Annotated in this window: 7 protein-coding genes; 5 read left to right on the forward strand and 2 right to left on the reverse strand. The window is 66.9% G+C overall.

The features are described 5' to 3' along the window. The first annotated feature begins 3 nt into the window (after positions 1-3). The 5 genes from AKJ09_RS15090 to AKJ09_RS15110 all read left to right on the forward strand — a co-directional run bounded on the left by AKJ09_RS15090 (position 4) and on the right by AKJ09_RS15110 (position 10,263). On the forward strand, positions 4-3,516 hold the full coding sequence (locus AKJ09_RS15090) for a methylmalonyl-CoA mutase family protein (protein WP_146647898.1): 3,513 nt from the start codon (positions 4-6) through the stop codon (positions 3,514-3,516). A gap of 287 nt (positions 3,517-3,803) precedes the next feature. Next, complete coding sequence (locus AKJ09_RS15095) at positions 3,804-5,483, forward strand: methylmalonyl-CoA mutase family protein (protein WP_146647899.1); 1,680 nt, start codon at positions 3,804-3,806, stop codon at positions 5,481-5,483. Further along, positions 5,480-7,621, forward strand: coding sequence for a methylmalonyl-CoA mutase (gene scpA, locus AKJ09_RS15100; RefSeq protein WP_146647900.1), 2,142 nt, complete (start codon positions 5,480-5,482; stop codon positions 7,619-7,621). Before AKJ09_RS15095 ends, scpA begins: the two co-directional genes overlap by 4 nt. Further along, positions 7,618-8,625, forward strand: coding sequence for a methylmalonyl Co-A mutase-associated GTPase MeaB (meaB, locus tag AKJ09_RS15105; protein WP_146647901.1), 1,008 nt, complete (start codon positions 7,618-7,620; stop codon positions 8,623-8,625). The genes scpA and meaB overlap by 4 nt, the downstream gene beginning before the upstream one ends. 189 nt (positions 8,626-8,814) lie before the next feature. Next, the gene (locus AKJ09_RS15110; RefSeq protein WP_146647902.1) at positions 8,815-10,263 is read left to right on the forward strand and encodes a hypothetical protein; all 1,449 of its coding nucleotides are present in this window, start codon (positions 8,815-8,817) and stop codon (positions 10,261-10,263) included. A gap of 1 nt (position 10,264) precedes the next feature. Here the strand turns inward: AKJ09_RS15110 and ggt are convergent, their stop codons facing one another. Together ggt and AKJ09_RS15120 are read right to left on the reverse strand one after the other, a co-directional pair. Beyond that, positions 10,265-12,055, reverse strand: coding sequence for a gamma-glutamyltransferase (gene ggt / locus AKJ09_RS15115; protein WP_146647903.1), 1,791 nt, complete (start codon positions 12,053-12,055; stop codon positions 10,265-10,267). A 48-nt stretch (positions 12,056-12,103) separates the two neighbouring features. Then, positions 12,104-12,997 (reverse strand): SDR family oxidoreductase, encoded by an 894-nt coding sequence (locus AKJ09_RS15120; protein ID WP_146647904.1) that lies wholly within the window; start codon positions 12,995-12,997, stop codon positions 12,104-12,106. Positions 12,998-13,006: the final 9 nt, after the last annotated feature.

Genomic DNA, 13,006 nt, shown 5'->3' on the forward strand with positions numbered 1-13,006 from the left:
GTGATGTCCGACGCTTCTGCAACGACCGACCAGGCGATCAACAAGTCAGCCGCCAACAAGACCGACGCGGCCGAAAAGGCGGGCTCCAAGCTTCGCCATCACGTTCGAATCGTGACCGCGGCCTCGCTGTTCGACGGCCACGACGCGGCGATCAACGTGATGCGCCGAATCATGCAGGCCTCGGGCGCCGAGGTCATCCACCTCGGCCACAACCGCTCCGTCGCCGAGATCGTCCACTGCGCGATCCAGGAAGACGTCCAGGGCATCGCCATCACGTCCTACCAGGGCGGTCACGTCGAGTACTTCAAGTACATGATCGACCTCCTGCGGGAAGCGGGAGCGAACATCAAGGTCTTCGGTGGTGGCGGCGGAACCATCCTCCCCTCCGAGATTGCAGAGCTGCACGAGTACGGCGTGGCTCGCATCTACTCGCCTGACGACGGCCGAGCCATGGGCCTCCAGGGCATGATCGACGACGTGCTCCGCCAGTGCGACTTCGAGAAGCGCCCGGCGGATTTCGCTCCGCTCGTCGAGCAGCTCAAGAAGCGCGAGCCCTCGACCATCGCCGGGCTCATTACGATCGCCGAGAACTTCCCCGACTCGGGTGAGGGCCTTCGCAAGGCGCTGGCGCCGCTCACCGCGACGGACCTCAAGGTTCCCGTGCTCGGCATCACCGGCACCGGCGGCGCCGGCAAATCGAGCCTCGTCGACGAGCTCGTTCGCCGCTTCCTCTCGGATTTCGACGACAAGACCATCGCGGTCCTCTCGGTCGACCCCTCGAAGCGCAAGACGGGCGGCGCGCTCCTCGGCGACCGCATCCGCATGAATTCGATCGACGACCCGCGCGTCTACATGCGCTCGCTCGCGACGCGCCAGTCGAACCTCGCGCTCTCGAAGCACGTGCGCGACTCGATCGAGATCTGCCGCGCGGCGGGCTTCGATCTGATCATCGTCGAGACCTCGGGTATCGGCCAGTCGGACACGGAGATTACCGACCACGCCGACGTCTCGCTCTACCTGATGACCGCCGAATACGGCGCGGCGACGCAGCTCGAGAAGATCGACATGCTCGACTTCGCCGACGTCATCGCCATCAACAAGTTCGACAAGCGCGGCTCGCTCGATGCGCTCCGCGACGTGAAGAAGCAGTGGAAGCGCAATCACAATGCGTTCGCCACGACCGACGAGGACGTTCCCGTCTACGGAACCATCGCCTCGCAGTTCAACGACCCCGGCATGAATCGTCTCTACAAGACGATCGTCGACACGGTCGCCAAGCGCACGAACTCGCCGCTCCACTCGAAGCACGAGGTCACGCCGGGCATGAGCGAGAAGCGCTGGATCATTCCGCCGGAGAAGACGCGCTACCTCGCCGAGATCGTCGACACCTGCGAGAGCTACGACGAGCTCGCGCGCCAGCAGGCGGCCATCGCACGCCGCATGTATCAGCTGCACGGCACCATCGAGGCGCTGCGCGCCAACGTTGGCAAGAAGACCCTCGAGATCGTCGAGCCGAAGGGCAAAGACGACGTCGTCCAGGTCACGCAGAAGGTCGAAGGCGAGCCCGCGTTCCTCGGTGAGCTCGTGGAGCTGTACAACGACCTCGAGGCGCGCCTCGCGCCGGAGTGCAAGAAGCTGCTCGCCGAGTGGCCGGCCACCAAGCGTCGCTACGCGGCGGCGAAGTACCAGTTCCAGGTGCGCGACAAGGTCATCGAGATCGACCTCTTCAGCGAGTCGCTCTCGCACCTGCGCATTCCGAAGATCGCGCTCCCCAAGTACGAAGACTGGGGCGACATCCTCACGTGGCTCCTCCGCGAAGGACCGCCGGGCCAGTTCCCGTTCACGTCGGGCGTGTTCCCGCTCAAGCGCGAGAACGAAGATCCGGCGCGCATGTTCGCGGGTGAAGGCGGCCCGGAGCGCACGAACAAGCGCTTCCACTACGTGTCGCGCGGCCTGCCCGCGAAGCGCCTCTCGACGGCCTTCGACTCGGTCACCCTCTACGGCGAGGATCCCGATCACCGCCCGGACATCTACGGCAAGGTCGGGAACTCGGGCGTCTCGATCGCCAACGTCGACGACGCGAAGAAGCTCTACTCGGGCTTCGATCTCTCCGACCCGGCCACGTCGGTCTCGATGACCATCAACGGTCCGGCGCCGATGCTCCTCGGCTTCTTCCTCAACGCCGCGATCGATCAGGGCTGCGAGAAGTGGATCCGTCAGAACGGCAAGGTCGACGAGGTCGAGAAGAAGATCGCCGAGATCTTCGCGAAGAAGGGCCTTCCGCGTCCGACCTACCAGGGCACGCTCCCCGAGGGGAACGACGGCCTCGGCCTCATGCTCCTCGGCGTCTCGGGCGACGAAGTTCTCCCGAAGGAGACCTACGAGAAGATCCGCGCCACCACGCTCTCGCAGGTGCGCGGCACCGTGCAGGCCGACATCCTCAAGGAAGATCAGGCGCAGAACACCTGCATCTTCTCGACCGAGTTCGCGCTGCGGATGATGGGCGACATCCAGCAGTACTTCATCGACAAGAAGGTTCGTAACTTCTACTCGGTGTCCATCTCCGGCTACCACATCGCCGAAGCCGGAGCGAACCCCATCTCCCAGCTCGCGTTCACGCTCGCGAACGGCTTCACGTTCGTCGAGTACTACCTGTCGCGCGGGATGAACATCGACGACTTCGCGCCGAACCTGTCGTTCTTCTTCTCGAACGGCATGGATCCCGAATACACGGTGCTCGGTCGCGTGGCGCGCCGCATCTGGTCGCGAACGATCCGTGACAAGTACAACGGCAACGATCGCTCGCAGAAGCTGAAGTACCACATCCAGACGTCGGGCCGTTCGCTGCACGCGCAGGAGATCGCGTTCAACGACATCCGCACCACGCTCCAGGCGCTCCTCGCGCTCATGGACAACTGCAACTCGCTCCACACGAACGCCTACGACGAGGCGATCACGACGCCGACGGAAGAGAGCGTGCGTCGCGCGCTCGCCATCCAGCTCGTCATCAACAAGGAGTTCGGCCTCTCGAAGAACGAGAACCCCACGCAGGGCTCGTTCATCGTCGAGGAGCTCACCGACCTCGTCGAGGCGGCCGTGCTCGAAGAGTTCCGCGCGATCTCGGAGCGCGGCGGCGTGCTCGGCGCGATGGAGCGCATGTACCAGCGCTCGAAGATCCAGGACGAGTCGCTCTACTACGAGACGCTCAAGCACAACGGCCAGCTGCCGCTCATCGGCGTGAACACGTTCCTCGATCCGAACGGCTCGCCCACGCTCTCGCCGCCGGAGGTCATCCGCGCGACCGCCGAGGAGAAGAACTACGCCATCGACGCGCGCAACGCGTTCTGGAAGCGCAACGAGGACGTCCGCCCGGCGGCCCTAGAAGCCATTCGCCGCGCCGCTCTCGACGGCGGCAACGTGTTCGCCGCCCTGATGGACGCGTGCAAGGTCTGCACGCTCGGTCAGATCTCGAGCGCGCTCTACCAGGTCGGTGGCCAGTACCGCCGCAACATGTAATCGAGCGGAATTGAACGGAGAGAGGGAGAGATTGAACAGGAAGGGCGGAAGAGCGGAAGAATTGAGAGGTGCGCGCTTCGCGCGTCTCAGAGCTCTCCCGCAAAGCTCCGCCCTCCCTATCCAATCCGACTCCTCCGAATGAGAAGAGTGGAAATGAATAGGGAGGTCAGGAGAGCAGGAGAATTCGAACGAGGCGCTCGACGCCCGTCTCAAATTCTCGTGCCCCAAACCTTCCGCCCTTCCGACCTTCCTGTGCAAATCCGTCTCGTCCGAATGAGGAAAGCTGGATGACGTTTCCGAACGTGACGCTCAGTGATTGGCGAGCGCAGGTCGAAAAGGAGCTCGCTGGAGCTGCCTTCGACAAGGCGCTCGTCACCAAGACCGCCGAAGGTCTTTCGGTTCAGCCGCTGTACACCGAGGCCAAGGCCCAGGCCTCGCTCGCCCTCACAGGCGCGCCGTTCCGCATTTGCATGCACCATGCAACCGCGGAAGGACTGACGCAAGACCTCGACGGCGGCGCTGACGCGATCTGGTTGTCGCTGAGCGACGCGGCCTCGCTCGACCAGGCTCTGGCGCGAAAGCCTGCGCCGTTCTTGGTCCTCGATACGAAGGCCACGCCGGCCGCTGAAGCGATTGCCCTGCTCTCCTCGAAGGGCGTCGACAAGTCGTTCACCTTCGCGCTGACGAGCGATCCCATCGGGGCCGTGGCGCGCGGCGATGCGGCGAGCTCTTCGATCGAGTCGGCGCTCGGCGCGCTCGGTCGGGCGGCCAAGGCGGCGAGGGATTCGTTCCTGTCGTCGACCACCGCGATGGTCTCGACGCTGCCGTACCACGATGCCGGAGCCGACGCGGCCGACGAGATCGCCATCGCGCTCGGGGCCGGCGTGGCCTATCTCGCCGCGCTCCAGGCCGCGGGGCTCACGAGCCTCGAGGCAGCGGGGCAGATTGCTCTGCAGGTCGCCGTGGGCCGCGACACGTTCGTGGAGCTCTGCAAGCTCCGCGCGCTGCGCCTGTGCTGGCAGAAGATCCTCACCGCATCGGGCGCTCCCGAGGCGACCACGCGCGTCCATGCCGTTTGCTCGTCGCGCACGCTCACGCAGCGCGATCCTTGGGTGAACATGCTGCGCGTCACCACCCAGGTGTTCGCGGCCGTGCTCGGCGGCTCCGATCTCGTCACCCCCATTGCCTTCGACGAACGCCTCGGACCGCCGTCGCAGCTGGGTCGTCGCGTCGCGCGCAACACGGGTCTCGTCCTTCGCGAGGAGAGCTTCCTCGGCAAGGTCGTCGATCCGGCGAGCGGCTCGTATTACTTCGAGACCCTCACCGACGAGCTCGCCCGCGATGCGTGGAAACGCTTCCAGGCGATGCAGAAGGAAGGCGGCATCGCCGACGCTCTCACCAGCGGACGCCTGCTCTCCAAGCTCGAAAGCGCCTGGAAGGCTCGCCTCGATCTGCTCGGCAAACGCCGTGCGGCCGTCCTCGGAGTCTCGGACTTCGCGAACCTCGAAGAGAAGCTTCCGCGGCCGGCGTCGACGAACGACGCGGCGCCCAAGGCGGGCGCCCTGCCCGTTCGTCACGATGGCGATCCCTTCGAGCGTCTTCGCGCGAAGGGATATGGCATCAAGGGCGCCGCGGCCATCCTCGTCACGCTCGGCACGCTCGCAGAGTCGCGTCCGCGCGCCGGCTTCGCCGCCGGATTCTTCGCCGCGGGCGGCATTCGCACGCGCGAGACCGCCTCGAACGAGAAGGCCAACATCGCCTGCCTGTGCGGAACCGACGAGCGCTACGGCACCGAAGCCGTTGATCGCGTTCGCGCGCTCAAGGCCGCCGGCTGCAAGCATGTCGTCATCGCCGGCCGCCCCGGCGCACTCGAGGCGCAGCTCCGTGAGGCCGGCGCCGATTCCTTCATCTACGTCGGCTGCGACGCTGCCGGCATGCTCTCCGACTTCCTGGACGTGCTGTCATGACGCAGAAGCTTCCGGATTTCTCCACGCTCGACTTCGACGCGGTGCCCTCGGGCAAAGCCGCCTCGCCGGCGATCAGCACCTGGGATACGCCCGAAGGCATTCCCACGCGCTCGATCTACACGGCGGCCGATCTCGACGGCCTCTCCCATCTCGGCACGCTGCCCGGCTTCCCGCCGTTCGTTCGTGGTCCCTACCCGACCATGTACGTGCAGAAGCCGTGGACGGTTCGCCAGTACGCAGGCTTCTCGACGGCCGAGGACTCGAACGCCTTCTATCGCCGCAACCTCGCGGCAGGGCAGATGGGCCTCTCCATCGCCTTCGACCTCGCCACGCACCGCGGCTACGACAGCGACCACCCGCGCGTCGTCGGTGACGTCGGCATGGCCGGCGTGGCCATCGATTCGATCCTCGACATGCGCCTGCTCTTCGACGGCATCCCGCTCGACAAGATGAGCGTGTCGATGACGATGAACGGCGCCGTTCTGCCAATTCTTGCACTCTACATCCTCGCGGCCGAGGAGCAGGGCGTGCCCACCGAGAAGCTCTCGGGGACGATCCAGAACGACGTCCTCAAAGAGTTCATGGTGCGGAACACGTACATCTATCCGCCCGAACCCTCGATGAAGATCATCGCGGACATCTTCTCGTACACGTCGAGGAAGATGCCGAAGTTCAACTCGATCTCCATCTCCGGCTATCACATGCAGGAGGCCGGAGCGACGGCGGACCTGGAGCTCGGTTACACCCTGGCCGACGGCCTCGAGTACGTGCGCACGGGCATCGCCTCGGGCATGAACGTCGACGCGTTCGCGCCGCGCCTCTCGTTCTTCTTCGCCATCGGCATGAACTTCTTCATGGAGGTCGCGAAGCTCCGCGCAGCCCGTCTTTTGTGGGCCGAGCTGATGAGCGGCTTCTCGCCGAAGAGCAACAAGAGCCTGGCGCTCCGCACGCACTGCCAGACCTCGGGCTGGTCGCTCACCGCGCAAGACGTCTACAACAACGTCGTCCGCACCTGCATCGAGGCCATGGCCGCCACGCAGGGCCACACGCAGAGCCTCCACACGAACTCGCTCGACGAGGCGCTCGCGCTGCCCACCGACTTCTCCGCGCGCATCGCGCGCAACACGCAGCTCCAGCTGCAGCTCGAGTCGGGCACCACGCGCCCGGTCGATCCGTGGGGCGGAAGCTACTACGTCGAGAAGCTCACACACGATCTCGCGACGCGCGCTCGTGCGCACATCCAGGAGATCGAGTCGCTTGGCGGCATGGTCAAGGCCATCGAAGCGGGCGTTCCGAAGCTCCGTATCGAGGAAGCCGCCGCCCGCACGCAGGCACGCATCGACTCCGGTCGTCAGACCATCGTGGGAGTGAACCGCTTCCGTCCCGAGACGGAAGAGGCCGTGCCCGTGCTCAAGGTCGACAACGCCGCCGTTCGTCGCACGCAGATCGAGCGACTCGAGAAGCTCCGTCGCGAGCGGGACTCGACCGCCGTCCAGCGCACGCTCGACGCGCTCACAGCGTGCGCCGAAGGTCGTGGTGGAAACCTCCTCGAGCTCGCCGTCGATGCGGCGCGCGCGCATGCCACGGTCGGTGAAATCTCGATGGCCCTCGAGAAGGTGTGGGGCCGCCATCAAGCGGAGATCCGCACGGTGACCGGGGTGTACAGTGGCGAGGTGGGCGAGAACTCGAACACCGTCTCCGGCGTGCGCGAGCGCACCAAGACCTTCCTCGCGAACGAAGGGCGCCGCCCGCGCATCCTCGTCGCGAAGATGGGCCAGGACGGCCACGATCGCGGCCAGAAGGTGATCGCCACGGCCTTCGCCGACCTCGGCTTCGACGTCGACATCGGACCGCTCTTCCAGACGCCGGAAGAGACCGCGCGCGCGGCCGTCGAGAACGACGTGCACATCATCGGTGCAAGCTCGCTCGCCGCTGGCCATCTCACGCTCGTCCCTGCCCTCCGCAAGGCGCTCGCCGATCTCGGTCGCCCCGACATCCTGGTGGTGGTCGGCGGCGTCATCCCGCCCGACGACTACCAGGCCCTGCGCGATGCGGGCGCCGCGGAGATCTTCGGCCCTGGAACGGTGATCGCCGAAGCGGCGAACGCGCTGCTCGATCGGCTGGAATCCGAGTCGTGAAGCGCAGGCGCGCGCGGCTCTCGCTCGACGAATACGAGCGCGGTGTACTCGCGGCCGACCGCTCGGTGTTCGCGCAGGCGATCACGCTCATCGAGAGTCGCGAGGAGGAAGACGGCAAGCTGGCGCAAGAGCTCCTCGGGCGCCTCTTGCCGAAGACGGGTAAGGCCACGCGGGTCGGCATTACTGGCGTTCCCGGCGTCGGCAAGAGCACTTTCGTCGACGCCATGGGCATGAAGCTCATCGGCGAAGGCCACAAGGTCGCCGTGCTCGCCGTCGATCCATCGAGCTCCGTCACGGGCGGTTCGATCCTCGGCGACAAGACACGCATGGCCCGGCTCTCGGTCGAGCCGAACGCCTTCATTCGTCCCACGCCGAGCGGCCTCTCGCCGGGCGGCATCGCACGACGCACGCGCGAGACGATGCTCCTCTCCGAGGCCGCCGGCTTCGACGTGGTGCTCGTGGAGACCGTCGGCGTAGGGCAAGGCGAGACGGCCGTGGCCGACATGGTCGACTTCTTCCTCGTGCTCGCCCTGCCCGGCGCAGGCGACGAGCTGCAGGGCATCAAGAAGGGCATCCTCGAGCTCGCCGACGCCGTCGCGGTGAACAAGGCCGATGGCGACGGGGCGGCGCGCGCACGCGTGGCTCTCGGCGATTTGCGGTCGGCGCTGCGCTACTCGCACCGCAAGCGACCCAGCTGGGAGGTCCGCACGCTCACCATCTCGGGCGCCACCGGCGCCGGCCTCGACGATCTCTGGAAGATCGTCGAAGAGCACCACACGGCCATGGAGGCGTCGGGGGAGCTGGCGACGCTCCGCGCCGAACAGCAGCGCTCCTGGATGTGGAGCCTGATCACCGAGCGCCTCGAGCGCGCCTTCCGCGCGAACCCCGAGGTCGCCACGCGCCTGCCACAGGTCGAAGACGACGTTTTCTCCGGCCGAACCACGCCCACGAAGGCCGCCGACGAGCTACTCGCGTCGTTCGGTATGGCGCGCACGAGCGACTGAGACTGGTCACAGCACCATCCAACTCGCTGGTCACTGTCGCACTCACTGGCCGACGAACCGTTCAGCAGAAACGTCTTCGATCGGATCACTGAAATCGCCTGCTCACGTCCAATGCGCTTCTCGTCGGAGCGCGGTCGGCGACATGCTTGGCCCAGGCTCGCCCGCGAACTGCAGGGCTGGGAGGAAACCATGCGGACGTCGACTTTCCTTACTCTCGCAATCTCTCTGTCGCTCGCGACCTGCGTGTTCGTCGGCTGTGGCAGCGACTCGTCGACCGACGACGCGAACACGGACGCCGGCGGCGGCGGGCAGGGCGACGATGGCGGCAGCCAAACCGACGGCACACTGCCGGACGGCGCGGCGTGCATTAGCGTCGGCGTCTCCTGCACGTCGAACGACCAGTGCTGCACGAACAACTGCGACCCCGCGACGAAGATCTGCACGAAGGCCTTCGGCGCGTGCCTCGCCGCGGGTGACTCGTGCACGGCAGGCCCCGATTGCTGCACGTACTCATGCGTGAGCGGCAAGTGCTCCGACAAGCAGTGCACGGCCGACAACGCCGCCTGCACGACAGACGGCGAGTGCTGCGGTGGCAAGTGCGAGAACGGCACGTGCACGGCGCTGAGCGCGGTGTGCAAGACGTCCGGCAACCCCTGCGCTGGCAACGGTGACTGCTGCTCGAAGTTCTGCAAGAACGGCACGTGCGACGGCAGCCCATCGTTCTGCACGCAGAACGGTGACGCGTGCACCAACGACACCGACTGCTGCGGTGGTCTTTGCACCAAGGCCGCGGGCGCGACGCTCGGACTCTGCTCCGTGGCGGCGGCATCCGGCGCTGGCGGATGCACGAACGCCGGTCAGGTCTGCTCGGGCGGCGCAACGTATACGGGCGGCCCCCTGCCGACGTGCGGTGGCGAGTGCTGCAGCCGCTCGTGCCTCCCCTACGCGCCGACGGGCGTGCTCATCTGCCAGCCGCCGAGCGGTTGCCACCCGACGGGTGAGCTCTGCACGAAGAACGAGGATTGCTGCGGAGCGCAGGGCCTGCCTGACGGCGACAAGGCGAAGGTGACGTGCAGCAAGGAGGCGGGCGCCTCCGTGGGACGCTGCAACCAGGGCAACATGTGCACCGCGGCAGGTGGAATCTGCCGATTGCAAGACAAGTCCTGCAACGCGAGCGCGGACTGCTGCGCAGGAAACGTCCTGCAGCACAACACGTGCAAGCAGGACAACCTCGGCATCCCGCGCTGCCTCGCCGCCGAAGTCGACTGCACGCAGCCGCCTTCGTCGTTCGCCGGCAAGGCCTGCGCGTCGAGCGCCGATTGCTGCAACCTGCCGTGCGTCCCGAACCCGAGCGGTACGCCGGCGTTCGTCTGCGGTAGCGCGAAATGCGTCGATCACGGCGGCGCGTGCACGACGACGGCCGACTGCTGCAGCGGCCAGCCTTGCGCAATCCCGCCGGGCGCCACGAGCGGCAAGTGCGGAGGCTCCGTCGAGCAAGACGGGGGCGTTTCGGACGACGCCGGCGGCGGTCCCCCGGCCACCAACTGCGCGGCCTACGGCCAGAGCTGCACGGCGAGCGCGGACTGCTGCAACGGCGTGCCGTGCACGAACGGCACGTGCATGATCCTCGTGAAGTGAGTCAGGGCGTGGCGGCGAGGCCGCCGAGTCGACGAGGCTCGGCGGCCCCCGCCCAATCGTTGCCGGCGCGTCCGATGGCGGGCGCGTCGGCGATGTGACCGCGCTCCTTGAGCGTGTAGCCCATGGCCCCAAGCTTCGTGGCCGTGGCCTCGGCAAGACCGTCCTTCTCGTAGACGACCACGTCGGGAAGATGCTGCATGTGGAAGCGCGGAGCGTTCACCGCCGCGCCCACGTCGAGCCCGAAGTCGACGACGTTCGAGAGCTCCTGGAAGACGGCGGTGATGATGGTCGGGCCACCCGCCGCGCCCGCCACGAGAATGACCTTCCCGTTGGGATCGGTCACGATGGTGGGCGACATCGACGAGAGCATGCGTTTTCCAGGGGCGATCGCGTTCGCTTCACCCTGCACGAGGCCGAACCCGTTGGCCTGACCAGGGACGGCGGCGAAGTCATCCATCTCGTTGTTGAGGATGAACCCGGCGCCCTTCACCGTGACACCGGAGCCGTACCAGAAGTTCACCGTGGTCGTGAGCGCCACGGCATTCCCGTCGGAATCGACGACCGAGAAGTGCGTCGTGTGCGGGCCACCGCCGCTCGGTACGCCTTCGGTCACGATCTCGCTCGAGGGGGTCGCGCGATCTTTCGCGATGGTCGCGCGCTGTGCCGTGGCCCACTGATCGGAGAGCAGCTCGGCGATCGGCATCTTCACGAAGTCGGGGTCGCCGAGCTTCGCGTTGCGCGCGGCATACGCGCGTCGCATCGCTTCGAAGACGTAGTGCAGGTGGTCAGGCGTTTGCCAGCCAAGCGAGCGGAGCTCGTAGCCCTCGAGGATGTGCGCGATCATCGCGAGGGTGACACCGCCCGACGAAGGCGGCGGCATCGAAACGATGCGATGCCCGCGATACGTGAACTCGATCGGCGTGCGCCACTTGGCTTGATACGCCTCGAGGTCGGCATGCGTGATGAGGCCCTTGTCGGCCTTCATCTGCGCGACGATCGCATCGGCCGTGGGCCCTTGGTAGAAGCCCTTCGGGCCCTGCTCGGCGATACGCTCGAGCGTGGCGGCAAGCTCCGGGTTCTTGAACATCGAGCCCTTCGCCGGCGGCGCGCCGTTCGGGAAGTAGAGCGCGGCCGACGTGGGGAATTTCTTGAGCCGCTCGCCGGCGGCATGCAGCGTCTCGAGGAAGGCGTCGTCGACGGGGAAGCCGTCTTTGGCAAGCGCGATGGCCGGCGCGACAAGCTCCCTCCACGTCTTCTTCTTCGAGCCCAGCGTGCGATGGAGCTCCCAGAGGCCCGCTACGCTGCCGGGCACACCGGCCGAGCGAACACCTTCGCGAACGTCCGTCGTGGGCTTGCCGTTCGCGTCGAGAAACGTATCGCGCGTAGCCGCGGCCGGTGACGTCTCGCGGAAGTCGAGCGCTTTGACCTGACCACCGATGCGCGTGACCGCGAAGCCACCGCCGCCGATGTTGCCTGCCGTCGGATACGACACGGCCATGGCAAACGCCGTGGCGACGGCGGCGTCGGCGGCGTTTCCGCCGGTCGCAAGCACGTCACGACCGACCTTCGCCGAGATCGCGTCGTCGGTCACGACCATGCCCTTCGAGCCGCGCACGACAACGGGCGACTTGTACGGCCACTGCGGCGGAAGCGGTGCAGGCGCGGGCAGGGCCGGCGCTGCGCTCGGCGCGGAACCGGCCGCACTGCTCGGCGAAGGACGCGGTGCCGAGGGCGCGCCACACGCGGTGGCGACGAGGAGCGCAGCGAGGACGGCAAGGGATCGGCGGGGCATGGCGCGCCGCAGCCTACGCCAGACCGCCCTCGCAGGCTACGTGACGGTCTACTTGGCGGCGGCCTTCAGCGTCGCGGCGTGCTGGGCGAGGAACGTGTTCACCGACGTCGGGGGACGGCCCGCATAGCGCGAGACGGCATCCGTCACATTCGATAGGTCACCCTTGGCAATCGCACCGTCGAACGATGCCATGGCCTCAGCTATTCCACGCGGCATGCCGCTCGCGAGGAACTGCTCGAGCATTGCCTCCGGCGTGACGGACACGTGGACAATCTCGCGACCGACGAGCTCACCGAGGAGCTTCGCGAGCTGCGCGCTCGTCACCGGCTCGGGGCCGGTCACGTCGACGGCGATGCGATCGCCCGCTTTTGCAGCCAAAAGGGCGCCTGCCGCGGCCTGCGCACAATCCTCGCGCGTGATCCACGCCACAGCGCCCTCCCCCTTGGCGTCGACGAGCTTGCCCGACGCCACGGCCGGGGCCAGCGAGTACGGGAAGTAGTCCGCGTAGAGGTTGTTGCGGAGGATCGTGTAGTCGAGGCCCGAGGCGACGATGGCCTCCTCGGTCTTCGCGTGGTCGACCGCAATCGTGACCGTCGTGTTCGCGGCGTTCGGCAGCGACGTGTAGAGGACGTACTTCACCCCGGCCTTGACCATGGCGCGGACCGCGGCCAGGTGCTGGCTCGTGCGACGCCCAGGCTTGTCGAGCGCGTCCGTACTCACCAGTAGAGCTCGCTCCACGCCGGCGAGCGCGGACTCGAGGCTCGCTTCGTCCTCGAAGTCCGCCCGGCGCACGTCGACGCCTTTCGCGGCGAGGTCGCCGAGCGCCTCGGGCTTACGCGTCGTCGCGATGATGTTCTCCGCGCCCTTGGCCAAGAGAAGATCGACCACGCGACGGCCGAGGTGTCCGGAAGCGCCCGTGACGAGAATCGAAGGTTGCGACATCGACGTTCT

It is taken from the genome of Labilithrix luteola (genome assembly GCF_001263205.1).
GTDB lineage: Bacteria > Myxococcota_A > Polyangia > Polyangiales > Polyangiaceae > Labilithrix > Labilithrix luteola.